Below are 26375 nucleotides of genomic sequence, written 5' to 3'. Positions count from 1 at the left end.
AGCGTCAGTTCGCGCCGGGGCGGTTGAGGTAGGCGGAGGCGAGCGACAGCACACAGGCACAGCCGACGAGGGCGCTCACCCACCAGGGCAGCCCGACCACGACGCTCCAGACGAAACCCGCCGCCGCGAGGACGGCGACGAGGATGTTCCGGAACTGCAGCGGGGTCGGCTTGGCCATGCCGCCACCCTCTCACGGCGCCGTCAGGCTTCCGCGTGCTGCCCCGGCTCCAGCAGCACGAGCCGGTCCGCCAGCCCGGCCGCCTCGAACGCCTCCCGCAGCACGTCCGGTCCCTCGCTGAAGTGTCCCCAGCCGCGGAAGTGCAGCGGAACCACCTTCGCCGCGTCCAGCACCTTCGCCGCCTCGGCTGCGTCGACGCTGGTCAGCGTCAGAGGCGCGCCGTCGAACAGCGGTGTCCGGGCCGCCCCGGCGAACAGCACGGCGATGTCCACCCGGAACCGTCCCGCGATCTCCCGCACCACGTCGACCGACGCGTTGTCCCCGCTCACGTACACCGTCGGCAGCCCGTCGCCGGTCAGCACGAACCCGGTCACGTCTCCGGTGACCGCCGAAGCCCCTTCGGGTCCGTGCAGCGCCGGCACCGCCGTCACCGTCAGCGGGCCCACCTGCGTCGACTCCCACGGCTCCAGCCCATGGGCCGTCCCGCCGAGCCGCGAAGCCCCGCTCGGCGTGATCAGCGTCAACGGCACCGTCGCCAGGTACGCGCGGCCGCGGTCGTCCAGGTTGTCCGGGTGCTGGTCGTGCGACAGCAGGACGGCGTCCACCACGCCGATCGCGTCTTCGGTCAGCACCGAATCCTCGGTCTTGACCAGCACGCGCGCACCGCTCGGGTGGTCGCCGGGCGGGTCGAAGGTCGGGTCGGTGAGCAGCCGGACGCCGCCGAGTTCCAGGAGGGCGGTCGGGCCGCCGGAGAACGTGATCCCCAAAGTCATATCGTGCGCAACCGCGGGAACGGCCGTTCTCTTCCCTACGGCGCCGACGGCCGCCGCGAGCTGATCACGCCCGTGTTGAACCCGGCCAGGTGCAGCCCGCCGGCGAACCGCGCGTGCTCGATCTTCACGCACCGGTTCATCACGACGTCCAGCCCCGCTTCGCGCGCCCGGTCGGCCACCGGCTCGTGCCACAACCCGAGCTGCAGCCACAGCGTCCGGGCGCCGGCGTCGATGACCTCCTCGGCGACCTGGGGCAGGTCGTCGTGCTTGCGGAACACGCTGACCAGGTCCGGCTCGCCCGGGAGGTCCTTCAACGACGCGTACACCGGCTTCCCGAACAACGTGTCCAGGCGCGGGTTGACGAAGTTGACCTCGTACCGCGTCGACGAGAGCAGGTAGGTGGCGACGAAGTAGCTCGGCCGGGCCGGGTTGGCCGACGCGCCGACCAGCGTCACCGACTTCGTCCTGGTCAGGATCGCGCGCCGCTCGACGGCACTCACGTCGTGGGTCATCCGGCCACCGCCTTGCCCAGCGCCTGGTCGAGGTCCCAGAGGATGTCCTCGACGTCCTCCAGCCCGACCGACAGCCGGATCAGGTCGGGCCCGACCCCCGCGGCGGCGAGCTGCTCTTCCGACAGCTGCGCGTGCGTGGTCGACGCCGGGTGGATGACGAGCGTCCGCGCGTCCCCGACGTTCGCCAGGTGCGACAGCAGCTCCACCGACTCGACGAACTTCTCGCCCGCGGCCCGGCCGCCGTCGATGCCGAAGGAGAACACCGCGCCCGGCCCGGACGGCAGATAACGACGGGCCAGGTCGTGGTGCGGGTGCGACGGCAGCCCGGCGTAGGACACCCAGGCCACGCGCGGGTCGGCTTCGAGGTGCTCGGCGACCGTCCTGGCGTTGGCGACGTGGGCGTCCATCCGCTGCGGCAGCGTCTCGACCCCTTGCAGCAGCAGGAAAGCCGAGTGCGGCGACAGCACCGCGCCGATGTCCCGCAGCTGCTCGGCGCGCAGCCGGGTGCAGAACGCGTACTCGCCGAAGTTCTCCCAGTAGCGCAGGCCGCCGTAGCTGTCGACGGTCTCGGTCATCCGCGGGAACTTCCCGTTGCCCCAGTCGAACTTCCCGGATTCGACGACGATCCCGCCGAGCGTCGTCCCGTGCCCGCCGAGGAACTTCGTGGCCGAGTGCAGCACGATGTCGGCGCCGTGCTCGATCGGGCGGCACAGGTACGGCGTGGCCAGCGTCGCGTCGACGACCAGCGGGAGGTCGTGGGCGTGCGCGAGGTCGGCCAGCGCGGCGAGGTCGGCGATGCCGCCGCCGGGGTTGCCGATCACCTCGGTGTAGAGCAGCCGCGTCCGGTCGGTGATCGCGGCGGCGTAGTCGTCGATCCCGCCGCTGACGAAGGTGGTCTCGACGCCGAAGCGCCGGAGCGTGCCGGTGAGCTGGGTGACGGTCCCGCCGTAGAGCCCACCGGCGGAGACGATGTGGTCGCCGGCCTCGGTGAGCGCGCTGAAGGTGAGGAACTCGGCGGCCTGCCCGCTCGCGGCGGCCACCCCGCCGATGGCCCCCTCGAGGCTGGCGATCCGCTCCTCGAAGGCGGCGACGGTCGGGTTCCCGATCCGGCTGTAGATGTTGCCGTACTTCTGCAGCGCGAAGAGGTTCGCGGCGTCGGCGGCGTCTTCGAAGACGAAGCTCGTGGTCTGGTAGATCGGCACGGCCCGCGCCCCGGTCGCCGGATCGGGCGTACCGCCCGCGTGCAGGGCGCGGGTGCGGAAGCCCCAGCTGCGTTCACTCATCGCAGCCCACGGTAACCGCAGCATCCCCCGGATGACACGCCTCCCAGGCCGTGGGCGCGGCTACGCTCCACCCCGTGACGGTGCGCTGGAGCGTGACGATCGACTGCGCGGACCCCCGCGCGCTGGCGAGGTTCTGGGCGGTGGCCCTCGGCTACATCGAACGCCCGCCCCCGGCGGGGTTCGCGAGCTGGGAAGCGTGGTTCGAGCAGAACGGCGTCCCCGAGCAGGAGTGGGACGACGGCGCGTACCTGACCGATCCGGAGGGTGTCCTGCCGAGCCTGAGCTTCCTCAAGGTCCCCGAGGCGAAGGTGGCGAAGAACCGCGTCCACCTGGACGTCCAGGCCGGTGGCGGCCGCGAGGTGCCGTGGGAGACGCGCTGGGAGCGGGTCGTCGAGGCGATCGCCCGGCTGACCGCCGCGGGCGCGACCGTCCTGCACGAGCACCGGCTGGACGGCCGCCCCGACCACTTCGTGCTGGCGGACCCGGAAGGCAACGAGTTCTGCGTCCTCTGACAGGTCAGGCCCCCGTCCACGGCAGGACGCGGCCGAACCGGACCAGCTCGCCGTAGGTCGCCGGATCGACGTCGGCGAACACCAGGTCCAGCACCGCCCGCGCGGCCTCGTCGGGCGTCTGGGCCTGGCTGAAGTCGCTGAACCACGGCCGGGACGCCCGCGTGTCGATCAGGCCCGGGCAGACCGCCGCGACCAGGGTGCCGTCGGCGAGGTCGCGGTCCCGGCGCTCGGCCGCCACCGCGCGCACGGCCGCGACCTGGGCGACCTTCGACGGGATGTTGATCCACTCCGGCCAGCCCTGCGCGGCGGCCGTGCCGTCGTGGATCGCCGCGCGCCAGTCCTCGACCGCCTTCTCGACGTCGTCCAGGGAGACGCCGTCGAAGCTCGGCCGCAGCGGCTCGGGCAGGTGGTCCAGGGTGCCCAGCGAGCTGGCCACGACGAGCAGCCGCCCGCCCGGCCGCAGGACCGGTCCGAACGACCGCAGCACCGCGTGGGTGCCGCCGTTGGCGACGTCGAGGAAGACGTCGGCCTGCTCGGCCTGCGGGCGGCCGGGGTCGAGCGGGCCGACGGCGTTGGAGAGCACGATGTCGGCCGGCTCGGCGAAGCGGGCCACCGCGGCCGCGTCGGAGACGTCGAGGACGCGCCCTTCGACCCGGCTGCGCGTCGCCGGATCGGCGGCGACCTCGGCGGCCGCGGCGGCCACCCGCCCGGCGTCGCGGCCGGTGAGCAGGACGAGGTCTTCGGGAGCGAGCCGGGCGGCGAGCCCGCGGACGAGGGCGAAGCCGAGGCCCTGGTTGGCCCCGGTCACTACCGCGATACGTGTCATACCGGCCACGCTAAGTCCGCCGCAGCCATGCGAAAAGCGAGAATCGAGCAAGCCTGGTATGCGTGAACGTCATGGACTTCGGTGACGTCTCCCTGGTCGCCCTGCGCGTGTTCCGCGAGGTCGCCGAGCGCGGCACGCTGACCGCGGCCGCGACGACGCTGGGCTACACGCAGTCGGCGGTCTCCCGGCAGATCGCGTCCCTCGAACGGGTGGCGCGGACGCCCGTGCTGGAGCGTCACCCCGGCGGCGTCCGCCTCACCGCCGCCGGGGCGGTCGTGCTGCGCCGGGCCATCGCGGTGCTCGGCGAGATCGACGCCGCCGGGCGTGAGCTGGCCGGGCTGCCCGCCGAAGCCGGGACGGTCCGCCTCGGCTGGTTCCCCAGCGCGGGCGCGGTGCTGGTGCCCCGCGCCGTTGCCGAACTGCGGCGCACGCACGCGGGGGTCACCGTCGTCACCCGGGAGGGCACGACGCCGGTCCTCGTCCGGGCGCTGCGGGCGGGCACGCTCGACCTCGCCGTGCTCGGCTCGGTCCCGCCGTTCCGCCCGCCGGACGCCGAGACACCGGCGCTGCACCTGGAGACGCTGGCCGAGCGCAGCCTCCGCCTCGCCGTGCCGTCCGGGCACCCGCTGGCCGGCGCCGGCCCGGTCGACGTCGCCGACCTGCGCGGGCAGCGCTGGATCGCCGGGCCGTCGGCGGGGGAGGAGACGCTGATGGGCGTCTGGCCGGGGCTGGACGAGCGGCCCGAGATCGCCCACACGGCCCGCGACTGGCTGGCGAAGCTGAACCTGGTCGCCGCCGGCTGCGGGCTGACGACGCTGCCGGCGTCGCTGACCGAGGCGGTGCCGCCGGGGGTGCGGGTGCTGGACGTGCACGGCGGCCCGGCCGAGCGGCGGCGGGTGGTGCTGGCGCGGCTGCCGGGTCCGGTGTCCGAGCCGGCGGCCCTGCTCGCCGACGTCCTGCGCCGCGCGGCCGGATGACCGAGATCACGTCCGTTCCGGTCACACCGGCGGCCGTCACGGGGTCTACTCCTACGACCGGCGAACGGAAGGAACAGGACACGGTGGACGCGCTGACCGAGCGGTTCGAGCTGGAGCGCCCGCGGCTGCGGGCGTTCGCCTACCGCATGCTGGGCTCGGCGGCCGAAGCCGACGACGCCGTCCAGGAGGCGTGGCTGCGGTTCCACCGCACCGACACGACCGGGATCGACAACCTTCCGGCCTGGCTGACCACCGTGGTCGCCCGGGTGTGCCTGTCCCTGCTGCGCACGCGCCGCAACCACCGCGAGGAGCCCCTGGACACCCGTCCCGAGCCGGACGACGACCGCCGCGACCCCGAGCAGGAGGCCGAGCTGGCCGACACCGTCGGGCTGGCCCTGCTGGTCGTCCTCGACGCGCTGGGGCCGGCCGAGCGCGTCGCCTTCGTGCTGCACGACATGTTCGCCGTGCCGTTCGACGAGATCGCGCCGGTGCTCGGCAAGACCCCGGCCGCCACCCGGCAGCTCGCCAGCCGGGCGCGCCGCCGGGTGCAGGGCGGCACCGCGGCGGACGCGGACCTGCCCCGGCGGCGGAAGGTGGTCGAAGCGTTCCTGGCGGCGTCGCGCGGCGGCGACTTCGAAGCGCTCCTGGCCCTGCTCGACCCGGACGTCGTGCTGCACGCCGACCGGTTCGTCGGCCCGAGCCCGGCGCCGATCGAGCTCCGCGGCGTCGAGAGCGTGCGCCGCGGCGCGATCCTGGCGTCCGAGCGGGCCCGGGCCAGCGAACTCGTCCTGGTCGACGGCGTCCCCGGCCTGGTCATGGTGCGCGACGGGCGGGCGGCGGTCGTCCTGGCGTTCCGCGTCGACGACGACCGCGTCACCGGCATCGACGTCATCGCCGACCCGGAGCGGCTCGCCGCGCTGGAGCTGGCGATCCTCTAACCCAGGGCGGCGCGAAGGCGGGCTTCGCGCTCTTCGGGCGTCTGACGCGGGCAGCTGACGCACTTGGGGTTGCCGACTTCGTAGATCAGGCAGCACGAAGCACGGCGTACGGCGGGGGTGCGGCCGACGCGGACGAAGCGCGGCTTCGGCAGGCCCAGTCCGACCGCTTCGACCAGGGGCTCGGCGAGCGCCATCGCGCGCTCCGGATCGGGTGTCCACAGCAGCCGGTTGCCGATCGAGTCGGTGGCGATCGCCCCGAGCGCCCGCTCCCGGGCCCCGCTGACCGCGGCGATGGTGGTGATCGCGGTGCCGAGCGCGGTGGCGAGGGCGGCGCCCACCTCCGGGAGGCCGCCGTCGAGCCGCCGGGTGGACCGCGCGCCGAGGAACCGCCCGTCGGCCACGAGGTCGAGCTCCACGGCGTCCAGCGAGGGGTCGACCGGCGTCCCGGCCACCAGGCCTTCGATCGCCGGCGCCACGAGGACCGACGAGAGCGAGTACCACCAGATCGTGCCGAGCACCTCGGGCCGCGCGCAGCCGTACAGCTTCGCCGCGCCGCCGATGCGGGCCCGGACCCACTCCGCGTCCGCGAGCCGGGTCGCGGACGCGGTCCAGTCGGGCATCACCGGTTCACCGTTCCAGATCCGGGCGCCGCAGGTACGTCGAGACGGTGAACGAGATCGTGACGACCTGCGGCTCCCGCACCGCGTCCAGGCGCTCCCGGCGGCCGTCGCGGTCCAGGTGGAACCCGGCCGGGCCCATCTCGACCGCCTGGCGCACCTGCCGCGGCGTCAGCTCCACCTCGCGCCGGACCGCCGTGCGGCCGGTGCGCGTGAAGTACTCGCCGAGGGTGGCGTCCAGTCGCTCGTCCTTGCGCTCGTCGACGGCCAGGACGAGGTCGCCCAGCTCGCGCAGGTGGTCCGGCGCCGGCGCGGCGACGACCAGCAGGCCGCCGGGCCGCAGCACGCGGTGGAACTCCGGCCCGTTGCGCGGGGCGAAGACGTTCAGCACGACCGACGCCACGCCGTCGCCGACCGGCCACGGCTCCCACAGGTTCCACACCGCCGCGCCCAGCCGCGGGTGGGCGCGCGCCGCCCGCCGCAGGGCGACCGCCGAGACGTCCAGCGCGAGGCCGAACGCCTCCGCCGTCTCGAGCACCCGGGCGAGGTAGTACCCGGTGCCCGCTCCCGCGTCGACGACGAGGCCGTCGGCGTCCGCGCAGACGCGGGCCAGCTCGTCGGCGAGGGGCGCGTAAGCACCCGACGCGAGGAAGTCGGCACGGGCCGCGACCATCGGGGCGGTGTCCGCCGTTCCGGCCGGGATTCGCGCGTGCAACAGGTTCACGTAACCCTGCCGAGCTAGATCGAAAGAGTGGCCGTTATCGCAACGCAGCGTGCGTCCCGCTGCGCCGATCGGGTCGCCGCACACCGAACACCGCAGTGCCGCGACGACCGGGGGTGGCAGTGGGTCATTCCCGTGACCGGCGGCTGTCATGGAGGTATTCGACCACGACGTTTCGCAACCGGACACCTGAGGAGGGTGTCCGGGAAACCTGGCCGTAACAACCGGGCGCGGACAGTTCACGCGGGTGAAACCTCACGCGCCGCCCCGTGAAACACCGCAAGCCAAAACTGCCAACGCACGAACCCAGGGCACGGGAGGACGATTGTGCTGAACGCAGGAGACACCGCGTGGGTATTGGCCAGCGCCGCGCTGGTCATGCTCATGACCCCAGGACTGGCGTTCTTCTATGGCGGCATGGTCCGCGCGAAGAGCGTCCTGAACATGCTGATGATGAACTTCATCGCGTTGGCCGTCGTGGGGGTGCTGTGGGCCCTGTACGGCTTCTCGATGTCCTTCGGCGACGACGCCTTCGGCGGCTTCGTCGGTAACTTCCACTTCGCCGGCCTCGAAAACACCTTCGGCAAGCTCGCCGGGTTCGCGGTCGCCGCCACCGACACCTCGCCCGCCGTCGCGTGGCCGGGCTCGGACGCGCTGCCGGTGCTCGCCTTCGTGATGTTCCAGCTGATGTTCGCGATCATCACGCCCGCGCTGATCTCCGGCGCCATCGCCGACCGCGCGAAGTTCTGGGGCTGGACGCTGTTCGTCGTCATCTGGGTGACGATCGTGTACTTCCCGGTCGCGCACTGGGTGTTCTCCTTCAACGGCTTCGTCGGCGAGAACGCGGTCGGCGGCTGGATCGCCAACAACCTCAAGGCACTCGACTTCGCCGGTGGTACCGCGGTCCACATCAACGCCGGTGCCGCGGGTCTCGCGCTGGCGATCGTGCTCGGCAAGCGCAAGGGCTGGCCGAAGGACACCGGGCGTCCGCACAACGTGCCGTTCGTGCTCCTCGGCGCCTCGCTGCTGTGGTTCGGCTGGTACGGCTTCAACGCCGGTTCGGCGCTGGCCGCCAACGACCTCGCCGCCGTCGCGTTCACCAACACCACCGTCGCCACCGCCGCGGCCGTCCTCGGCTGGCTGCTGATCGAGCAGATCAAGTTCGGCAAGCCGACCACCCTCGGCGCGGCCTCCGGCGCGGTCGCCGGCCTGGTGGCCATCACCCCGGCGTGTGGTTTCGTGAGCCCGCTCGGGGCCATCGCGATCGGCCTCATCGCCGGTGCGCTCTGCGCGCTCGCCATCTCGCTCAAGTTCAAGTTCGGCTTCGACGACTCCCTCGACGTCGTCGGCGTCCACCTGGTCGGCGGTATCGTCGGCACGCTGCTGATCGGCTTCTTCGGCACCACGAGCGTCAACTCGCTGGGCGCGGACGGCCTGTTCTACGGCGGCGGGTTCACCCAGCTGGGTCGTCAGGCCGCGGCTGCCGGTGCGGTGCTCGCGTACTCCTTCGTGCTGTCCTTCATCATCGGCTTCGTGATCAAGAAGGCCGGCGGCTTCCGCGTCAGCACCGAGGACGAGGTCAGCGGCATCGACGAAGCGCAGCACGCGGAAAGCGCCTACGACTTCACCGGGACGGGCGGCGGCCTCGGCTCGCCGAACACCATTCCGGTCAAGTCCACCCCGGCCGCGAAACTCGAGGAGAGCAAGGCATGAAGCTCATCACGGCGATTGTCAAGCCGTTCACGCTGGACGACGTCCGCTCCGCGCTGGAGCAGCTGGGCGTGCTGGGCATGACGGTCAGCGAGGTCCAGGGCTACGGCAGGCAGAAGGGCCACACCGAGGTCTACCGCGGCGCGGAGTACTCGGTGGACTTCGTGGCCAAGCTGAAGATCGAGGTCGTCACCGACGACACCAACGTGGAGAAGGTGCTCGACGCCATCACCACGGCCGCGCACACCGGCAAGATCGGTGACGGCAAGGTGTGGGTGACCCCGGTCGAGACGGTGATCCGCGTACGGACCGGCGAGCGCGGCACGGACGCTCTCTAGGGCGTACGGGATGGCCGACGGGGGCGAACTGGTCAAGGCCACCGAGCGGTTGCTCGAGGGCAGGCACGGGAGACTGGGGGCGTCCGCACTGCGGGCGGCCCTGGTCGACCTCTACGAGTTCTGGCTGAGCAGGGGAGCCTCGGCGGCCGGCGTCGACACCGCGGAACCGGGTGTCGCGCTGGTCGCCGTGGGCGGGCTCGGCCGCCGGGAGCTGGTGCCGTTCTCCGATCTCGACCTGCTGCTGGTGCATAACGGCAACAGCGGCGTCGGCGAGATCGCGGACGCGCTCTGGTATCCCTTGTGGGATGCGAAAGTCGGGCTCGACCACTCGGTCCGCACGCCGGGTGAGGCCCTGAAGGTCGCTTCGGAAGACCTGCGCGTGGCCATGGGCCTGCTCGACGCCCGGCACCTCGCCGGGGACGCCGAGCTGACCGGCCGCCTGGCGTCCGCGGCGCGGGACCAGTGGCGGCGCACGGCGCGCAAGCAGATCCCGGAAATGACGGCGGCGGTCCGGCAGCGCTGGTCCCGCAGCGGCGAAATCGCGCAGTCCGCCGAACCGGACCTCAAGCACGGCCGGGGCGGGCTGCGGGACTTCGCCGTCCTGGAGGCCCTCGCCGCGGCGCAGCTCACCGCGCGCCCTGGCGAGGAACTCCTGGAGGCGAAGGGGCTCCTGCTCGACGTCCGCACCGAGCTGCGGCGTGAAATCCGGCGTGAACGGGACATCCTGTCGGCGCCGGAAGCCGACCTGGTGGCCGCCGAGCTCGGCTTCGGCGACCGGTTCACGCTGGCCCGCAAGCTTTCCGGAGCGGGCCGCACGATCGCGTACGCGCTGGACGTGGCGCTGCGGTCCACTGTGGACCCGCCGCGGGCCCGGTTCGGGCGGCGTCCCGCCCGGACGCCGCTGGCGGAAAACGTGGTGCTGCACGGCAACGAGGTGGCACTGGCCCGCGACGCGGTCCCGGCGAAGGACCCGGCGCTGCTGCTGCGGGTGGCGGCGGCGTCGGCCCGCACGGGCAAGCCGATCGCGCTCGGCACGTTGAAGGCGCTGGCCGAGTCGGCACCGGAGCTGCGTGCCCCGTGGCCGGCCGAGGCGCTGAACGCGCTGGTCGAGCTGCTGGGCGCGGGCGAGGGCCTGGTCGACGCGGTCGAGTCCCTCGACCGGACGGGGCTGTGGTCCCGGCTCTTCCCGGAGTGGGGCGCGGTCCGCGACCTGCCGCCGCGCTCGCCGGTGCACCAGTGGACGGTCGACCGGCACCTGATCCGCACCTGCGTCGAGGCGGCCAAGCTGACGACAACGGTGCCGCGACCGGACCTGCTGCTGATCGGCGCGCTGCTGCACGACATCGGCAAGGGCCGCGAAGCGGACCACTCGGAGCTGGGCGCCAAGATCTCGGCCCAGGTCGCGACCAGGCTCGGACTGTCCACAGCGGACGCGGCCACGGTGTCGGCGATGGTCCGCCACCACCTCCTGCTGCCCCACACGGCCACGCGGCGCGACATCAGCGAGCCGGCCACGGTGGCCAGGGTGGTGAAGACGCTGGACAGCGACCTCGTCCTGGTCGAGCTGCTGCACGCCCTGACCCAGGCCGACTCGCTGGCGACCGGGCCCGGCGTCTGGACGGACTGGAAGGCCCGCTTGCTGGCCGAGCTGGCCGCGGGCTGCGAAGAAGTGCTGCGCGGCAAGGGTTTCACGGCACCGACCCCGATGGACGACGAACAGCGCGAGCTCGTGGCCGCGGCGGTGGCGTCGGGAACGGGGGAAATCCGGATCAGTGCGCAGGGCAAGGTCGTCACGGTCCTGCTGGCGGTCCCGGCCCGGGCAGAGCTACTGGCCCCGGCGGCGGGCGTCCTGGCGTTGAACAGCTTGGAGGTCCACTCGGCGGTCCTGCGAGGCCACAACGGCGGCCGCGCGGGGGTGTTCACGGCATCCCCGAAGTTCGGCTCCTTGCCGGACGCAACGCTGCTGCGCGAGCAGTTCGCCAGGGCGGTGGCGGGAACGCTACCGCTGACCCAGCGCCTGGCGGCGAAGGAGCGCGACTACGGATCGCCGGCCCCGGTGGCCCCGAAGGTGCTGTGGTTCGACGACGAGACAACGGGCCCGGACACGGTGGTGCTGGAGCTGCGCGCGGCCGACCGGATCGGGCTGCTGTTCCGCGTGGCAGGGGCGTTGCGCAGGTGCGACGCGGAGGTCCGGTGGGCCAAGGCGTCGACGTTGGGCGGAGCGGTGGTGGACTCGTTCGCGGTGACACCGAGGAGCGGCCGCATCGAGCCGGGCTGGCGCCGCGAGGTGGAACAGGCGGTGCTGGCCGCAGCGTCCTGAGGGACGGATTGTTCGGAGCTGCGGGAGCCCGCAGCTTCGAACGGCGGCTGGAAGCGGCTGAGTCCTAGGCGATCGCCGTGCCGTCGACCACCTGGTTGCGGCCTGCGTCCTTGGCTCGGTACAGGGCCTTGTCCGCGGCCTGCAGCAGGCGGTCGACGGCCGTTCCGCCGTCCGGGTAGGTGGCGACGCCGATCGAGGCGGACAGGCCGTCGATCGCGCGGATCGTGGTGCCGTCCTCGTACTCGACGCGCAGGGCCTCGATCGCCGAACGGATGCGCTCGGCCACCGCCAGCACCGCCGCCGGGCCGATGTCCGGGAGCAGGACGACGAACTCCTCGCCGCCGAAGCGGCCGACCGAGTCGTAGTCGCGGACCGCGCTCTTGATCGTCGCCGCGACCGCGCGCAGGACCGTGTCGCCCGCGAGGTGGCCGTGCTCGTCGTTGATCAGCTTGAAGTAGTCCAGGTCGATCATCAGCACGCCGAACGTGCTGCGCGTGCTCCGCTGGGCGCGCGCCAGTTCGCGTGACGCGAGCAGGTGCCACCCGGTCGTGTTGAACAGGCCGGTCTTCTCGTCGGTCGTCGCGGCGATCTCCAGCTGCTTGATCAGCACCGCCCGGTGCAGCACGAGCAGCGGCGGCACGATCGCGACGGCGAGCGCCGGCAGCGTCGCCAGTGTCAACGCCGTGAGCAGGCCCAGGCAGAGCGTCGCGACCTCGAGGAGGTTGTCGCCGAGCCCGCCGAAGAACGCCTTGACCGTGCGTTTCGTGATGGTCAGCGCCGGGACGATGGTGATCGCCGCGACCAGGAAGTACGTCACCGCGGCCAGCGTGATGGCCGTGACGCCGCGCCAGCCGGCGGTCAGCGCCGCGTACATGTCCGGGATGCCGAGGCGGGTGAGGACGAACTCGGCCGAGTAGCAGGTGATGACGACCAGCGTCGCGTTCAGCGTGGTCCGGAACGGCGGGACGCGCTTGATCCGCGCGAGGCTGCGCGTCGCCAGGTGCGTGTAGAGCACGGCGATCAGCGCGGTGACCAGCGCGGGCGGCAGGAGCAGCACGCCGGCGAACGTCCAGACCGACGTCAGGTTGATGTGCGGGGTGTCGGACACCAGCCGCCGGACGCGTTCGATCTTCCGGCCCAGCTCGGCCTGCAGCACGCCGAGCCCCGCGAGCACCCCGAAGACGGCGAGGTCCCACCCGCGCAGGGGAGTTTCGACGGCCGTCCAGACGGTGGCGACCAGCGCGACCGACTCGACGAGGAAGCAGTAGAAGATCAGCGGCCCGCGCTGCTGCCAGAGCGTCCAGTGAGCAGGGTTCAGCGCCCCACGGATCCGTCCCGCGCGGGGTTGGGCCGGACGGGCGCCGTCCATACTCAAGGCGGTGCAACTCCCCTGGGTGATCCGACGATCCGCATCCACCCCACCACACCGGGCGGCCGCGATCGATGATTGCCACACGTTCGGAGCAGTGAAGGGAGGCCGCCGCCATGCGCAACCGCGAGTCCTGAGGCCCCCGAGTCCCGAAGTCCGCGCGAACCGCCGGAGGGAGGCCGTCATGCGCAACCGCGAGTCCTGAGCCGCTGTGGTCCCTGTCCGCCCCTGTGCATGGGAGGAGAGCTGTCGTGCGCAACCGCGAGTCCTGAGTCCGTGACCCCTGTTCACCTGCGCGTGGAAGGAGACGGCTGTGCGTAATCGCGAGTCGTGAGTCGCTGTGTCCCGTCCACCGGCGCTCGGAAGGAGGCCGTCGTGCGCAATCGCGAGTCCTGAGCCCAGTAACCCCTCTCATCCGCGCTCGGAAGGAGACCGCTATGCGCAATCGCGAGTCCTGAACCCGTGCCCCCTTGCTCACCTGCGCCTGGAAGGAGGCCGCTGTGCGTAATCGCGAGTCCTGAGCCGCTGTGGCCCGTTCAACCGCATCCGGAGGGAGAGCGCCGTGCGTAACCGCGAGTCGTGAGCCGCTGTGGCCCGTTCATCCGCATCCGGAAGGAGAGCGCCGTGCGTAACCGCGAGTCCTGAACCGTCGACCGGCTGTCCGTCCGCGCGCCGGAAGGAGACGTGCCGTGCGCAACCGCGAGTCCTGAGCCCCCGCCGTGCACCGTCCGTTCCCGCCCGAGAGAGGAATCGTCACCATGCGCAACCGTGAGTCGTGAATTCGCGCCGGAGGAAGATCCGGCCCGCCCTCATCCGCGGGCCCGGGTGGGGCCGCTCAAGCGGTCGCGCCGCCGTCGACCACCAGGTCGTGCCCCACGGTGAACGCGGCTTCGTCCGAAGCCAGCCACAGCACCGCGGCGGCCACTTCGGCGGTGGCACCCACCCGGCCCAGCGGGATCGCGTTCTTCAGCCGCGCGGCCCGGTCGGCGTCCGTCTCGCCGGGACGACGGGACATGTCCGTGTCGGTCGCGCCCGGGCTGACGGCGTTGATCCGCACCCCCTCGGCGATGTGGTCGCGCGCCGCCGTCCTGGTCAGCGCGCTCACCGCGGCCTTCGACGCCGCGTAGGCCGCCATGTTCGGCAGCCGTCCGTGCGCGCCGATGTTCGACGCCATGTTGACGATCGCGCCGCCGCCGTGCGCCCGCATGTGCGCGACCTCGTGCTTGAGGCACAGCCACGTCCCGGTGACGTTCGTGCCCAGCACCGCGCCGAAGTCGTCTTCGTCGAGATCCGCGGCCGCCGCCGGCGAGCCGAGGATGCCCGCGTTGTTGAACGCGACGTCCAGCCCGCCGTGCCGCGCGACGACCGTTTCCACCATCCGCGCCACGTCCGCGGAGTCGGTCACGTCGACCGTCACCGCGCTCGCGTCACCGCCGATTTCCGCCACGGCGGACGCGAGCCGCTGCTCGTCCCGCCCGGCGACCACCACCGTGGCGCCTTCGCCGGCGAACGCTCGCGCCGTCGCCCGCCCGATGCCCGAGCCGCCGCCCGTCACCAGGACGACCTTGCCCGCGAAACGTGCCCCCATCGTGTACCTTCTTTCTGGTCCGATCAGTCTTGAATGAGCAGGCGCATGGCCTGCGAGACGGCCGCGTGCACCCGGCTCGCGGCGTCGGTGCCCTTGCCGAGGACCCGTAGTCCCTGAAGCACGGTGAGCAGGAAACGCGCCAGCGTCGCCGGGTCACTGCCGTCCGGGAGCTCGCCTTGGGCCTTCGCGCGCTCCAGCGCCATGGTGAGGGCGATCTCGAGGGTGTCCCAGCTGCGTTCCACCAGCCGGGCGACGTCCGGGTCGTGGGGGAGGAGCTCGATCGCCGCATTGACGACGAAACAGCCCATTCTCGTTTCGTCGCCGAGGATTTCCGCGGTGTAGCCGTCGAAGAGCCGGCGTACCGCGGCCACCCCGGAGCCTGGTTCCGACAGCTGGGCCATCACCCGCGCGTCGGTTCGTTCCGCGTAGCGTTTCAACGCCGTGACGTAGAGGTCGTGCTTCGTGCCGAAGGTGGCGTACAGGCTGGCCTTGGCGACACCGAGGTGCGTGACGAGTTCGCTGACCGACGTCGCCTCGTACCCCTGGCGCCGGAACAGCGTGAGCGCGCTGTCGCAGGCTTCGCCGACGTCGAACTCCTTGACCCGGGACATGATCGAAACCCTAGCCGTATCGAGAACGCTAGGTCAAATATGCGGACGGCGGTGTGTCGCGTCCGGTCACGGCGCGTGCGGTGGCACTATGGCTGCTTCGACCGGCCCGAGGGGGTGAGCGATGCAGGATCGGCTGACACTGCCGCCGACCGTCGTCGCCACCCACCTGCGCTCCTGCGCCGAGGAACTCGCCGCCGGACTGCGCTGCGGCGGCCCGGGCGCCACGACGGCCGAACTCACCGACGTCGTCGCCCAGCTGGTCGCCGGTCAGGAAGCCATCTCCCACGCGCTCGCCGGCCTTGCCGCCCGGGTCGAAGGCGGGTCGGCCGCCCTGGCCGCGGCCCCGCCGCTGGACGTCGAGGTGGTCACCGAGGTGCTCCGCGCGGCCGCGATCGCTTCGCGGTGCTCGGCGGAGGCGCTCGACGAAGTCACGCCGTCGTTCGAATGTGTGAGCGAATCCGTCTCGCCTGACACCCGTTTGTAGCTGTCGATCCGCCGCGGCCGCTGTCTAGCCTGGGAGCTGCGGAGGTGGCACGGATGCGCGCAGTGTGGACGGGCACGATCGGGTTCGGCAGTTACGCCATCCCGGTGAAGGCGTACAGCGCGACCGAGGAGCGCGAGATCCCGTTGCACCAGGTGCACGAGGCCGACGGCGGCCGCATCCGGGTCAAGCGCGTGTGCGAGATCGACGGCGCCGAGGTGCCGCCCGAAGAGATGGTCCGCGGCTACCCCGTCCCTGGTGGCGACGTCGTCCTGCTGTCCGACCACGAGCTCGCCTCCCTCCCGATGCCGGGCCGCACGATCGCCATCCGCGGGTTCGCGCCGGCATCCGACGTCGATCCGCTCTGGTTCGCGAAGAGCTACTACCTCGAACCCGAACCGGCGGGCACGAAGCCGTACGTGCTGTTCAGCGAGGCGCTCCAGCAGTCGGGCCGGCTTGCGCTGGTCACCGTCGCGCTGCGCCGCCGCGAGACGCTCGGCGCGCTGCGCGTCCACGATCAGGTGATCGTGCTGGAGACCATGCGCTGGCCCGACGAGGTGCGCACCCCCGACTTCCCGTTCCGGCACGCCGACGTCGACATCCGCCCCGGCGAGCTGAGGCGCGCGGTGAACCTGGTCGAGGAGCTGACCGGCGAGTTCGACCCCGGCCGGTACCCCGACCGTTACCGCGAGGCGTTCCAGGCGTTGGTCCAGGCGAAGATCGACGGCGCCGAGGTCGTCCAGCCGACGGCCGCCGAGCAGGCGGAGGGCGTCACCCGCCTGTTGGCGGCGCTGCAGGAGAGCGCCGCCGAGGCGGAGGACGCGCGCAACGCGGCCGTGGCGAAGGCCAAGGCGGCGGCTTCGCGAGCCGCGAAGGCGCGTACGACGGCCAAGCGAGCCGCGACGCGCAGCCGCTCGAAGACCTCTTGAGTATTACTACCCACGGGTAATTGAGGGTTCTCACACTCAACTCGCCACCGGGTGGCGCGGCAGACTTCCTCCTGTCAGCGGATACCGGATCGCTGACGAGGGGGGGAAGTCCGGACGGCCCCTGGGGAGGTGAGCCGTCCAGACGCCAGGGTTCCGGGGCGGGCCGAAGGAGGAGCGGCCCGTTCCCGGAACCCGTCCCGCACCGCGGGGAGGCGGCGTGGGACACAAAGGGGGTGTCCGAAGGCTGCCGTGGAGGGATCGAGGGGTCTCCACGGCAGCTTTCAGGCGTCCGCGACCCGGATCAGCAGGTCGGCGGCCAGCCGGAGCAGCTGACGCTCGGTCGGCGACAACGTCGATTCGAGCGCGCCGGCCAGCCAGCGCTCGCGTTGGGCGCTGTACCGGCGGAGGACGGCCAGGCCTTCGTCGGTGATGCTGACCCGCGAACGGCGTCCGTCGTCGGGATCCGGGGTCCGCGAGATGTGGCCGCGGAGGTCGAGCGACGCCAGGATCCGGGTGAGCGACTGTGGCTGCAGCCGTTCCGCTTCGGCCAGTTCGGTCGGCGTCTGCGTACCCGCCCGGTAGAGCCGGCTCAGCACCGCCAGTACCGCCGGCCCGGGGATGTGCCGGTCCGCCTCCGCGCGCATCCGCCAGTTCAGCCGCCCGACGCCTTCGCGCACCCGCCGGGACAACTCGGCGAGTTCGGCGTCCGCGGTGACCCGCGCGGCGGTCTCGTCAAGGGTCCGGGCCGGTTCGCTCTGCATGGCCCCACATTAGGTGCTCCCGTGGACAAGCCGGGCATAGCGCCCGTCGCGCGCCAGTAGTTCCTCGTGCGTCCCCCTTTCGGCGATCCGGCCCTCGTGCAGCACCACGATCTGGTCCGCGTGCTCCACAGTGGACAGCCGGTGCGCGATCGTCAGCGTCGTGCGGTCGGCGGCGAGCCGATCGAGCTCGGCCTGCACCGAGCGTTCGGTGCGGGTGTCGAGCGCGCTGGTCGCCTCGTCGAGGATCAGTACCGGCGGGTTGCGCAGCAGGATCCGGGCGATCGCGATCCGCTGCTTCTCGCCCCCGGAAAAGCGGTAGCCGCGCTGGCCGACGACCGTGTCGTACCCCTCCGGCAGCCCGGCCAGGGTGTCGTGGATGTGCGCGGCCTTCGCCGCCCGCTCGATCTCGTCGTCCGTCGCGTCCGGCTTGGCGAACCGCAGGTTCTCGCGCACGGTGTCGTGGAAGAGGTAGGTCTCCTGCGACACCAGCCCCACGCCGGCCGCCAAAGAGGCCAGCGTGACGTCACGGACGTCGGCGCCGTCGATCGTCACCGAACCGCTGCTGACCTCGTACAACCGCGCGACGAGGTAGGCGAGCGTTGTCTTGCCCGAGCCGGTCGAGCCGACCAGCGCCGTCGTGGTCCCGGCCGGCACGTCGAGATCGATGTCCTGCAGCGTCGGCGGCCCGTCTTCGTCGTAGCGGAACGACACGCCCCGCATCGAGACGTCGCCCCGGCGCACCTGCAGCTCATGCGCACCGGGCTTGTCGGCGATCTCCACCGGCAGGTCCAGTACCTCGAAGATGCGGCCGAACAGCGCCTTCGACGTCGCCACGTTCTGCCCGATGCTCTGCATCGCGCTCGCCGGCGCGACCAGCCGGTTCAGCATGCTGGTGAACGCCACGACGGTGCCGAGCGAGATCGGCGACGCCCCACCGGCCAGCGCCAGCCCGGCGATCCAGTAGACCAGCGCCGGGATCACCGTCAGGCTCATCGCCCGCGACGCCGTCTGCCACCGGCCGGCCAGGGCCGCCGCCCGTTCCAGCGAAGCGATCTCCCGCGACTCCGCACCGAACCGCTCGCGCATCGCCCGCTCGTTGCCCATGGTCTTGGCGAGCAGCACCCCGGTGACCGACAGGGACTCCTCGACCATCGTCGTCAGCCGCGCCATCCGGCGGGTCCGGCCGCGGGCCAGGTTCCGCCGCTTCTTGCCCAGTCGCAGCGTGAACAGCAGGAACAGCGGCACGACGATCAGCGAGAGCGCCGCCAGCTGCCAGTCGAGCAGGACCAGGGCCACCGCGATGGCGATCGTCGTGGTCGCGTTCTGCACCATCGACCCGGCCGTCGTGGTGATCACGTTGTCGACCCCGCCGATGTCGTTGAACACCCGCGAGAGCACTTCGCCGCTCTTCGTCCGCGTGAAGAAGCCGAGCGACATCCGCTGCAGGTGACCGTAGACCGAGACGCGCAGCTCGTTCATCACCCGCTGCCCGATGGTGTTGGACAGCCCGGTGGTGGCGACGCCGAGCGAGCCGCTGCCCACCGCGCAGACGATCATCCCGGCCGCCAGCAGGCTGATCAGCAGCGTGTCCCGGTGCGGCAGGGCGTCGTCGAGGATCTCGCGCAGCAGGAACGGCGAGACGACGCCGAGGCCGGCCTGCACGACGATCAGCGCGAACAGCACGCCGAGCGGCCCGCGATGCGGGCGGAACAGGCCGGCGATCCGCCGCAGCGGCACCGGTTCGTCGGTGTCGCCGGCCGGTTCGCGCAGGACGGGGACTGAGGTCATGCACCCATGTTTACTAAAATCCGGCTCGGACGCCACCACTTTTCGCACGATCACTCGGACGTGCGTCGAACATTGGTTAACGTACGCGTACTACAGCGCGCACACCCGCGGAGGGAAGGAGCCGGAGCGACTACCCTCGACAGAGCCGGCCGTGTCCGGCGCGCCACCATCGACCCAGCTGGAGCGTGCACACCCGTGTTCGACACCCTCTCCGATCGGCTCACCGCCGCCCTGCAGACGCTCACGCGCAAGGGCAGGCTGTCCGACGCCGACATCGACGCCACCGCGCGCGAGATCCGCATCGCGCTGCTGGAGGCCGACGTCGCCCTCGGCGTGGTCAAGACCTTCATCGCGAGGATCAAGGAGCGGGCGAAGGGTGCCGAGGTCTCCCAGGCGCTCAACCCCGCGCAGCAGGTCGTCAAGATCGTCAACGAGGAGCTCGTCGGGATCCTCGGCGGCGAGACGCGCCGGCTGAACCTGGCCAAGACCCCGCCGACCGTGATCATGCTCGCGGGTCTGCAGGGTGCCGGTAAGACGACGCTCGCCGGCAAGCTCGCCCTGTGGCTGAAGAAGCAGGGCCACGCGCCGATGCTGGTCGCCTGCGACCTCCAGCGCCCGAACGCCGTCACGCAGCTGCAGGTGGTCGGCGAGCGCGCCGGTGTCGTCACCTTCGCGCCCGAGCCGGGCAACGGCGTCGGCGACCCGGTCGACGTCGCCCGCCGTGCCATCGCCGAGGCCAAGCACGCGCAGCACGACGTCGTCGTGGTCGACACCGCGGGCCGCCTGGGTGTCGACGAAGAGCTGATGAAGCAGGCCGCGGACATCCGCGACGCGGTCGAGCCGGACGAGGTCCTGTTCGTCGTCGACGCGATGATCGGCCAGGACGCCGTGACCACGGCCCAGGCGTTCCAGGACGGCGTCGGCTTCTCCGGCGTCGTGCTCACGAAGCTCGACGGTGACGCCCGCGGTGGTGCCGCGCTGAGCGTCCGCGAGGTCACCGGCCAGCCGATCCTCTTCGCTTCCAACGGCGAGAAGCTCGAGGACTTCGACACCTTCCACCCGGACCGGATGGCGTCGCGGATCCTCGGCATGGGTGACGTGCTCACCCTCATCGAGCAGGCAGAGCAGGCCTTCGACCAGAAGCAGGCCGAGAAGGCCGCGGAGAAGCTCTCCAGCGGCCAGCTCACCCTGGAGGACTTCCTCGAGCAGATGCTCGCGGTCCGCAAGATGGGCCCGATCGGCAACCTGCTCGGCATGCTCCCGGGCGCCGGCCAGATGAAGGACCAGCTGGCCCAGGTCGACGACAAGCACCTGGACAAGCTGCAGGCGATCATCCGCGGCATGACCCCGGCCGAGCGCGAAGACCCGAAGATGATCAACGGCTCGCGGCGGCTGCGCATCGCCAACGGCTCCGGCGTCACCGTCCGCGAGGTCAACGACCTGGTCAACCGGTTCTTCGAGGCCCGCAAGATGATGGCCCAGATGGCCGGCCGGTTCGGCTTCGGCGGCGGGGGCGGCTCGAAGTCCCGCAAGGGCAAGAAGGGCAAGAAGGGCGGGCGCGGCCCGACCCCGCCCAAGGTCCGCGGCGGCTTCCCCGGCGGCATGCCGATGCTTCCCCCGGGCGGCGGGATGCCGGGCGGCATGCCCGACCTGTCCCAGCTGGGCGGCATGAACGACGTCCCGGGCTTCGACCCGTCGAAGTTCAAGCTGCCGAAGAACCCCAAGGACAATTGAGTACCGCGCTGCACGCCGCCGGGGTGACCCTGCCCGGCGGCGAGACCCGCGAGCTGTGGATGACCGGCGGCCGGATCTCGTTCGAGCCGGTGCCGGACGCCGAGACGCTGGGCCGGGACGTCTTCCTCGTGCCCGGCCTGGTCGACGCGCACTGCCACCCCGGCATCGGCGTCGGCGGCCCCGTCTCGCTCGAGGAAGCGGCCGCGCAGGCGATCACCGACCGGAACGCCGGCACGCTGCTCATCCGCGACTGCGGGCTCCCGATCGACGTCCGGCCGCTGCAGGCCCGCGCCGACCTGCCGTCGATCATCCGAGCCGGGCAGCACCTCGCCCTGGTCAAGCGGTACATCCCCGGCCTCGGCATCGAGCTGGAGGACCCGTCGCAGCTGCCGGAGGCCGTGGCCGAGCAGGCTCGTGACGGCGACGGCTGGGTCAAGCTCGTCGGCGACTGGATCGACCGCGGCGCGGGTGACCTGGCCCCGCTGTGGCCGGACGACGTCCTGGCCGAAGCCGTGAAGGTGGCGCACGAGAACGGCGCCCGCGTCACCGCGCACGTCTTCGGCGAAGCGGCCTTGCCGGGCCTGCTCGCCTCCGGCATCGACTGCCTGGAACACGGCACCGGCCTGAGCGCCGACCAGCTGGCCGAGCTCGCCCGCCACGACGTCGCCCTGGTCCCGACGCTGATCAACATCGAGAACTTCCCGGGCATCGCCGACAAGGCGGGCAAGTACCCGACGTACGCCGCCCACATGCGCGCGTTGCACGCCGGCGTCGGCGAGATGGTCGCTTCGGCCATCGAAGCCGGCGTACGCGTCTTCGCGGGCAGCGACGCCGGAGGCATGGTCGAGCACGGCAGGCTCGTCGACGAGATCGAGGCGCTCCACCGCGCCGGCATGACGCGCGAGCAGGCCCTCGCGAGCGCCTCGTGGGCCGCACGCGACTGGCTCGGCCGCCCCGGCATCGCCGACGGCGCGCCCGCCGACCTGCTCGTCTACCCGGCCGATCCGCGCGAGGACCTGGGTGTCCTCCGGCATCCGTCGCACATCGTGCTCGGCGGGGTCGTGTACGCCTAGACCCCCGCCGATTTCCTTGCGGGGGCGGCACTTTAGCGTGGGGCGTGTGACGGACGACGACGGCGCACGGCGCGTGCTCGGGGCGCACTGGTGTTTCGTGGCGTTCCTCGCGGGCATCGCCGGCTACTACCTGACCAACCTGATCATCGCCGCGGCGGTCAACCGCAACGTCGGCGAGTTCGACCCCCTCGAGCTGCACGACATCGGCCCGCTCCTGCTCCTGGCCTTCGTGCCCAACCTGCTGCTCGGCCTCGGCCCGGCAATCGGTTCGTGGCGGTGGGGGGAAGGGCTGCGCACCGACTTCGGCCTCAAGCCGACCTGGCGCGACGTCCGGATCGGCCTGGCCTGCGGGGTGCTCGCCCTGGTCGTCGGCTACCTGCTCAACCTGGTGCTGATCGCGGTCTACGGCGCCGACGACGTCTCCGACAGCCCGCTGACCGACCTCGCCGACACCTTCGACGGCGACACGGTGTGGCTGGTGCTCGCCGCGGTGATCGTCATCGGCGGCGCACCGATCACCGAGGAACTGCTGGTCCGCGGCACGTTGTGGAACGCGCTGTCGGTCCACCGCATCCCGCCGTGGGTGGTCCTCGTGCTCACCTCGCTCGTGTTCGCCCAGCTGCACGGCGAGCCGACCCGCACCATCGCGTTGTTCGGCCAGGGCCTCGCGATGGGGCTGGCCCGGCACCTGTCCGGCCGGGTCAGCGCCGGCGTGATCGCCCACGCGGCGAACAACCTGCCGCCGGCGGTGCTGCTGTTCGTCGCGCACTGAACGTTGCGAAGATCGATGGACAGTAGCTGGACGGATACTGTGCGATCACATCCCGGCGGCTAGGCTCGACATCTGGAGCCGACCGACGCGGAGGGCAAGGCGTGACCACTTCCCAGCCCCGGGACCCGGCTGCCGACGCCACGCCGTTGCCCGAGCCCGAGGAGCCCGCCGCGACCGCCTTCCTGCCGCCCGCGCCGCGGCACCGGTGGGGCTTCGGGGCCTTCCTGCTGGTCGAGGCCGTGCTGCTGGCCTCCGCGGCCTTCGTGTCCGTCCTCGTCGGCGACACCGGCCCCGGCCCGCTGCCGATGCGCGTCGTGCTGCTCGGCACCATGCTGCCGACGATGATCGCGGCCGGCGTCGCGGTGCTGATCACCTTCGTCCGCGGCAACGGACCAGTGGTCGACCTCCGGCTCGAGTGGCGCTGGGCCGACGTGAAGACCGGGCTGCGCTACGGCTGCATCGGGCTGGTTTCCACGACCCTGGCCGCCTACCTGTGGACGCAGCTGGTCGGCGACGCGAATGCTTCGTCGGCGATCAGCGCGCTGGTCGAGGACCGCCGGATGTCGATTTCCGCGGCGTTGGTGATGTTCGTCTACCTCTGGCTGCTCGGCCCGATCTGCGAGGAGATCATCTACCGCGGCCTGCTCTGGGGCGCCGCGGAACAACTGCAGTGGCGCAGCGAGCGCTGGGGCCGGGTCGCGGCCTTCCTGCTGTCGACGGCGGTGTTCGCAGCCAGCCACCTCGAGCCGCTGCGGACGACGTTGCTGCTGGTCATCGCGGTGCCGATCGGCCTGGTGCGGCTGGTCACCGGCCGGTTGCCGGGCAGCATCGTCGCGCACCAGGTGAACAACTTCCTGCCCGCGCTGACCATCCTGCTCGGGGCGCTCGGGGTGGCCTCTTTCTAGGTGCGCGGGTGCCGTCTGGCAGAATGGTTCACTGCCTGCTTCCGCCGGACCCTCTCACCGTGCGAAAGCTCCTGACCTTCGGGTGCCCGCGTCCGTGTCCCCACTCGGCCCGCGTGCGCCCAGCCCAGCACCAGAGAGATTCGAGGAGAACCCACACCCGTGGCCGTCAAGATCAAGCTGCAGCGCCTCGGCAAGATCCGTGCGCCGTACTACCGCATCATCGTTGCCGACGCGCGCACCCGCCGGGACGGCAAGGCCATCGAGACGATCGGCAAGTACCACCCGAAGGAAGAGCCGAGCCTGATCGAGGTCGTCTCCGAGCGCGCCCAGTACTGGCTGGGTGTCGGCGCGCAGCCGACCGAGCCGGTCCAGCGCCTGCTGGAGATCACCGGTGACTGGCAGAAGTTCAAGGGCCTGCCGGGCGCCGAGGGCACCCTGAAGGTGGCCGAGCCGAAGCCGTCGAAGCAGGACCTGTTCAACGCCGCGCTCGCCGCGGCAGGCGAGGAGCCCTCCGCCGAGGCCACCACGCCGAAGAAGAAGTCCGCCCCGAAGAAGGCCGAGGCCGAGAAGGCGGAGGCCGCTGAGGGCGAGAAGTCCGAGTGAGTTTCCTCGCGGACTCCCTTGAGCACCTGGTGCGCGGGATCGTCGACAACCCGGACGAGGTCCGGGTCGAGCTGCTGACCACGCGCCGTGGTCGCACGCTCGAGGTGCACGTGCACCCCGACGACCTCGGCAAGGTGATCGGCCGGGGTGGTCGCACGGCGACCGCCCTGCGCACCGTCATGGGCGGCATCGGTGGCCGCGGCGTCCGGGTGGACGTCGTCGACACCGACCGCTGAGCGCCTTTTCGGAAACGGTCAGGATGGACGTCGTAGTCGGCCGCATCGCGAAGGCGCACGGCATCCGCGGGGAACTCGCGGTGGACGTGCGCACGGACTCGCCGGAAGAGCGGTTCAAGATCGGTGCGGCCGTCACGACGAAGCTGCGTGACGGCAGCAAAAGGGAACTCACCATCGCAGCCGCCCGCGAACACAGCGGGCGGCTGCTGGTGCGTTTCGAGGAGGTGCTGACCCGCGACGTCGCCGAGACGCTGCGGGGTGCGCTCCTGCTCGCCGACACGGACACGCTCCCGCCGACCTCCGACCCCGACGAGTTCTACGACCACGAGCTGGCTGGCCTGCGGGCCGAACTGGCCGACGGCACGGTCGTCGGCAAGGTCGTCGAGGTCGTGCACTCGCCCGCGGGCGAGCTGCTGGAGCTGGACGTCGAGGGCCGTGACGTGCTGGTCCCGTTCGTCCGCGCGATCGTCCCCACGGTGGACGTCGCGGGCGGCCGGGTCGTGCTCGACCCGCCGGAAGGGCTCCTGGACGCCTGACATGCGGATCGACGTCGTCACGATCTTCCCCGAGTACCTCGACCCGCTGCGTGCCGCGCTGCTGGGCCGGGCGATCGACCGCGGCCTCATCGAGGTCGGCGTGCACGACCTGCGCGACTGGACGCACGACGTCCACCGCGCGGTCGACGACGCGCCGTATGGCGGGGGCCCCGGCATGGTGATGAAGCCGCAGATCTGGGGCCCGGCGCTGGACGACGTCTGCCGTCCCGAGACGCGGCTCGTCGTGCCGACGCCGGCAGGGCGCCCGTTCACGCAGGAGCTGGCGCACGAGTACGCGTCGGAGAAGCACCTGGTGTTCGCCTGCGGCCGGTACGAGGGCATCGACCAGCGGGTCGTCGACGACGCGGCCCGCCGGATGCCGGTCGACGAGGTGTCGATCGGCGACTACGTCCTGGTCGGCGGTGAGGCGGCGGTGCTGGTCATCGTCGAGGCCGTCGTCCGGCTGCTGCCCGGGGTGCTCGGCAACGCCCGCTCGGCCGCGGAGGACTCGTTCTCCGACGGCCTGCTCGAGGGGCCCAGCTACACGCGCCCGGAGGTGTGGCGGGACCTCGCCGTGCCGGACGTGCTGCGGTCGGGCAACCACGCGCTGATCGACCGCTGGCGGCGTGACCAGGCCCTCGAGCGCACCGCCCGCCGCCGCCCCGATCTCCTTGCGGCGCTGCCGGAAGGTAGTCTCGACAAGCACGACCGCGGGGTCCTGGAGGGCTTGGACCCCGAGCAGGCCGAGGGCCGGTTCTCCCGGCTCGATCCCGGTCTGTAATACTTGACAGGTTGGCGTGAGTGGACCTCCTCGTCCACGAGCCCGCCATCAGCCCCCCGGGTCGCCCGCAGCGGCACCGTTGCGCGCCTGGGGACGTGTACGCAAGCCATACGAAGACGAGGACGGACCACCGATGAACACCCTGGACGCGCTGGACAAGCAGTCGCTGCGTTCCGACATCCCGGACTTCCGCCCGGGCGACACGCTCAAGGTGCACGTCCGCGTCATCGAGGGCAACCGCGAGCGCAACCAGGTCTTCCAGGGCGTGGTCATCCGCCGTCAGGGCGGTGGCATCCGGGAGACCTTCACCGTGCGCAAGGTTTCGTTCGGCGTCGGCGTCGAGCGCACCTTCCCGGTGCACTCGCCGAACCTCGCCGAGATCGAGGTCCACAAGCGCGGCGACGTGCGGCGCGCGAAGCTGTACTACCTGCGCGACCTCCGCGGCAAGAAGGCCAAGATCAAGGAGCGCCGCGAGAACCGCGAGACGGCCTCGGCTAACTGAG

Annotated in this window: 29 protein-coding genes; 17 read left to right on the top strand and 12 right to left on the bottom strand. The window is 71.9% G+C overall.

From position 1 onward, the window contains the following. Positions 1-4: 4 nt before the first annotated feature. Genes HUT10_RS17485 through HUT10_RS17470 form a run of 4 tightly spaced genes read right to left on the bottom strand, consistent with a single transcriptional unit; the run spans position 5 to position 2746 of the window. Complete coding sequence (locus HUT10_RS17485) at positions 5-178, bottom strand: hypothetical protein (RefSeq protein WP_176172189.1); 174 nt, start codon at positions 176-178, stop codon at positions 5-7. Between the two features lie 23 nt (positions 179-201). Next, positions 202-951, bottom strand: coding sequence for an MBL fold metallo-hydrolase (locus HUT10_RS17480; protein WP_176172188.1), 750 nt, complete (start codon positions 949-951; stop codon positions 202-204). A gap of 35 nt (positions 952-986) precedes the next feature. Further along, complete coding sequence (locus HUT10_RS17475) at positions 987-1463, bottom strand: CoA-binding protein (RefSeq protein WP_176172187.1); 477 nt, start codon at positions 1461-1463, stop codon at positions 987-989. Continuing rightward, complete coding sequence (locus HUT10_RS17470) at positions 1460-2746, bottom strand: O-acetylhomoserine aminocarboxypropyltransferase/cysteine synthase family protein (RefSeq protein ID WP_176172186.1); 1287 nt, start codon at positions 2744-2746, stop codon at positions 1460-1462. The genes HUT10_RS17475 and HUT10_RS17470 overlap by 4 nt, the downstream gene beginning before the upstream one ends. A 74-nt stretch (positions 2747-2820) precedes the next feature. On the opposite strand from HUT10_RS17470, the gene HUT10_RS17465 reads away from it, so the two are divergent. Beyond that, positions 2821-3258: a VOC family protein gene (locus HUT10_RS17465; protein ID WP_176172185.1), complete on the top strand. Its 438-nt coding sequence runs from the start codon at positions 2821-2823 to the stop codon at positions 3256-3258. A gap of 4 nt (positions 3259-3262) precedes the next feature. Here HUT10_RS17465 and HUT10_RS17460 read toward each other — a convergent pair whose 3' ends face one another. Beyond that, positions 3263-4084 carry an SDR family NAD(P)-dependent oxidoreductase gene (locus HUT10_RS17460; protein ID WP_176172184.1) on the bottom strand — a complete coding sequence of 274 codons (822 nt, stop codon included), beginning with the start codon at positions 4082-4084 and terminating at the stop codon, positions 3263-3265. A gap of 71 nt (positions 4085-4155) precedes the next feature. Here HUT10_RS17460 and HUT10_RS17455 point away from each other — a divergent pair, with 71 nt between their 5' ends. Both HUT10_RS17455 and HUT10_RS17450 read left to right on the top strand, forming a co-directional pair. Continuing rightward, positions 4156-5061: a LysR family transcriptional regulator gene (locus HUT10_RS17455; RefSeq protein ID WP_176177871.1), complete on the top strand. Its 906-nt coding sequence runs from the start codon at positions 4156-4158 to the stop codon at positions 5059-5061. 83 nt (positions 5062-5144) lie between these two features. Beyond that, on the top strand, positions 5145-5999 hold the full coding sequence (locus HUT10_RS17450) for a sigma-70 family RNA polymerase sigma factor (protein WP_176172183.1): 855 nt from the start codon (positions 5145-5147) through the stop codon (positions 5997-5999). Here HUT10_RS17450 and HUT10_RS17445 read toward each other — a convergent pair. Both HUT10_RS17445 and HUT10_RS17440 read right to left on the bottom strand, forming a co-directional pair. Further along, complete coding sequence (locus HUT10_RS17445) at positions 5996-6622, bottom strand: (2Fe-2S)-binding protein (RefSeq protein ID WP_176172182.1); 627 nt, start codon at positions 6620-6622, stop codon at positions 5996-5998. The genes HUT10_RS17450 and HUT10_RS17445 overlap by 4 nt on opposite strands. 4 nt (positions 6623-6626) lie before the next feature. Beyond that, positions 6627-7490, bottom strand: a complete 864-nt coding sequence (locus HUT10_RS17440) for a putative RNA methyltransferase (protein WP_368660762.1) — start codon at positions 7488-7490, stop codon at positions 6627-6629. Positions 7491-7664: 174 nt separating this feature from the next. Between HUT10_RS17440 and HUT10_RS17435 the strand changes: the two genes are divergently transcribed. Genes HUT10_RS17435 through HUT10_RS17425 form a run of 3 tightly spaced genes read left to right on the top strand, consistent with a single transcriptional unit; the run spans position 7665 to position 11705 of the window. Further along, on the top strand, positions 7665-9050 hold the full coding sequence (locus HUT10_RS17435) for an ammonium transporter (protein ID WP_176172180.1): 1386 nt from the start codon (positions 7665-7667) through the stop codon (positions 9048-9050). After that, on the top strand, positions 9047-9385 hold the full coding sequence (locus HUT10_RS17430; protein ID WP_003103060.1) for a P-II family nitrogen regulator: 339 nt from the start codon (positions 9047-9049) through the stop codon (positions 9383-9385). Before HUT10_RS17435 ends, HUT10_RS17430 begins: the two co-directional genes overlap by 4 nt. A gap of 10 nt (positions 9386-9395) precedes the next feature. Next, positions 9396-11705: a [protein-PII] uridylyltransferase gene (locus HUT10_RS17425; RefSeq protein ID WP_176172179.1), complete on the top strand. Its 2310-nt coding sequence runs from the start codon at positions 9396-9398 to the stop codon at positions 11703-11705. A 64-nt stretch (positions 11706-11769) separates the two neighbouring features. On the opposite strand, the gene HUT10_RS17420 is transcribed toward HUT10_RS17425, so the two are convergent. The 3 genes from HUT10_RS17420 to HUT10_RS17410 all read right to left on the bottom strand — a co-directional run bounded on the left by HUT10_RS17420 (position 11770) and on the right by HUT10_RS17410 (position 15273). Continuing rightward, positions 11770-13074 carry a diguanylate cyclase gene (locus HUT10_RS17420; RefSeq protein WP_176177870.1) on the bottom strand — a complete coding sequence of 435 codons (1305 nt, stop codon included), beginning with the start codon at positions 13072-13074 and terminating at the stop codon, positions 11770-11772. Positions 13075-13909: 835 nt separating this feature from the next. Continuing rightward, entirely contained in the window at positions 13910-14662 is a 753-nt protein-coding gene (locus HUT10_RS17415) for a glucose 1-dehydrogenase (protein ID WP_176172178.1), read from the bottom strand. Between the two features lie 23 nt (positions 14663-14685). After that, positions 14686-15273 carry a TetR/AcrR family transcriptional regulator gene (locus tag HUT10_RS17410; protein ID WP_176172177.1) on the bottom strand — a complete coding sequence of 196 codons (588 nt, stop codon included), beginning with the start codon at positions 15271-15273 and terminating at the stop codon, positions 14686-14688. 121 nt (positions 15274-15394) lie between these two features. Between HUT10_RS17410 and HUT10_RS17405 the strand changes: the two genes are divergently transcribed. Beyond that, positions 15395-15757 (top strand): hypothetical protein, encoded by a 363-nt coding sequence (locus HUT10_RS17405; protein ID WP_013223841.1) that lies wholly within the window; start codon positions 15395-15397, stop codon positions 15755-15757. A gap of 53 nt (positions 15758-15810) precedes the next feature. After that, entirely contained in the window at positions 15811-16683 is an 873-nt protein-coding gene (locus HUT10_RS17400; protein ID WP_176172176.1) for a Ku protein, read from the top strand. A gap of 281 nt (positions 16684-16964) precedes the next feature. Here the strand turns inward: HUT10_RS17400 and HUT10_RS17395 are convergent, their stop codons facing one another. Then, positions 16965-17444 carry a MarR family winged helix-turn-helix transcriptional regulator gene (locus HUT10_RS17395; RefSeq protein ID WP_176172175.1) on the bottom strand — a complete coding sequence of 160 codons (480 nt, stop codon included), beginning with the start codon at positions 17442-17444 and terminating at the stop codon, positions 16965-16967. Positions 17445-17453: 9 nt separating this feature from the next. After that, positions 17454-19232, bottom strand: coding sequence for an ABC transporter ATP-binding protein (locus tag HUT10_RS17390; protein ID WP_176172174.1), 1779 nt, complete (start codon positions 19230-19232; stop codon positions 17454-17456). A 195-nt stretch (positions 19233-19427) separates the two neighbouring features. On the opposite strand from HUT10_RS17390, the gene ffh reads away from it, so the two are divergent. The 9 genes from ffh to rplS all read left to right on the top strand — a co-directional run bounded on the left by ffh (position 19428) and on the right by rplS (position 26374). Continuing rightward, positions 19428-20966, top strand: coding sequence for a signal recognition particle protein (gene ffh / locus HUT10_RS17385; RefSeq protein ID WP_176172173.1), 1539 nt, complete (start codon positions 19428-19430; stop codon positions 20964-20966). After that, on the top strand, positions 20963-22039 hold the full coding sequence (locus HUT10_RS17380; RefSeq protein ID WP_176172172.1) for an amidohydrolase family protein: 1077 nt from the start codon (positions 20963-20965) through the stop codon (positions 22037-22039). The genes ffh and HUT10_RS17380 overlap by 4 nt, the downstream gene beginning before the upstream one ends. A 46-nt stretch (positions 22040-22085) precedes the next feature. Next, complete coding sequence (locus HUT10_RS17375) at positions 22086-22811, top strand: CPBP family intramembrane glutamic endopeptidase (protein ID WP_176172171.1); 726 nt, start codon at positions 22086-22088, stop codon at positions 22809-22811. Between the two features lie 101 nt (positions 22812-22912). Then, positions 22913-23716 (top strand): CPBP family intramembrane glutamic endopeptidase, encoded by an 804-nt coding sequence (locus HUT10_RS17370; protein WP_176172170.1) that lies wholly within the window; start codon positions 22913-22915, stop codon positions 23714-23716. Between the two features lie 159 nt (positions 23717-23875). Beyond that, positions 23876-24319, top strand: coding sequence for a 30S ribosomal protein S16 (gene rpsP, locus HUT10_RS17365; protein ID WP_176172169.1), 444 nt, complete (start codon positions 23876-23878; stop codon positions 24317-24319). Beyond that, positions 24316-24555, top strand: a complete 240-nt coding sequence (locus HUT10_RS17360; RefSeq protein WP_003103110.1) for an RNA-binding protein — start codon at positions 24316-24318, stop codon at positions 24553-24555. Before rpsP ends, HUT10_RS17360 begins: the two co-directional genes overlap by 4 nt. Before the next feature lie 23 nt (positions 24556-24578). Further along, on the top strand, positions 24579-25091 hold the full coding sequence (gene rimM, locus HUT10_RS17355; protein ID WP_176172168.1) for a ribosome maturation factor RimM: 513 nt from the start codon (positions 24579-24581) through the stop codon (positions 25089-25091). Between the two features lies 1 nt (position 25092). Continuing rightward, positions 25093-25872 carry a tRNA (guanosine(37)-N1)-methyltransferase TrmD gene (gene trmD / locus HUT10_RS17350; protein WP_176172167.1) on the top strand — a complete coding sequence of 260 codons (780 nt, stop codon included), beginning with the start codon at positions 25093-25095 and terminating at the stop codon, positions 25870-25872. Positions 25873-26005: 133 nt separating this feature from the next. Beyond that, positions 26006-26374 (top strand): 50S ribosomal protein L19, encoded by a 369-nt coding sequence (rplS, locus tag HUT10_RS17345; RefSeq protein ID WP_013223853.1) that lies wholly within the window; start codon positions 26006-26008, stop codon positions 26372-26374. The last annotated feature ends 1 nt before the right edge of the window (position 26375 follow it).

Origin of the sequence: Amycolatopsis sp. Hca4 (genome assembly GCF_013364075.1) — a bacterium.
Classification (GTDB): domain Bacteria; phylum Actinomycetota; class Actinomycetes; order Mycobacteriales; family Pseudonocardiaceae; genus Amycolatopsis.
Note: the sequence above shows the minus strand (reverse complement) of the source record. Positions and strands in the feature narration are given on the sequence as shown.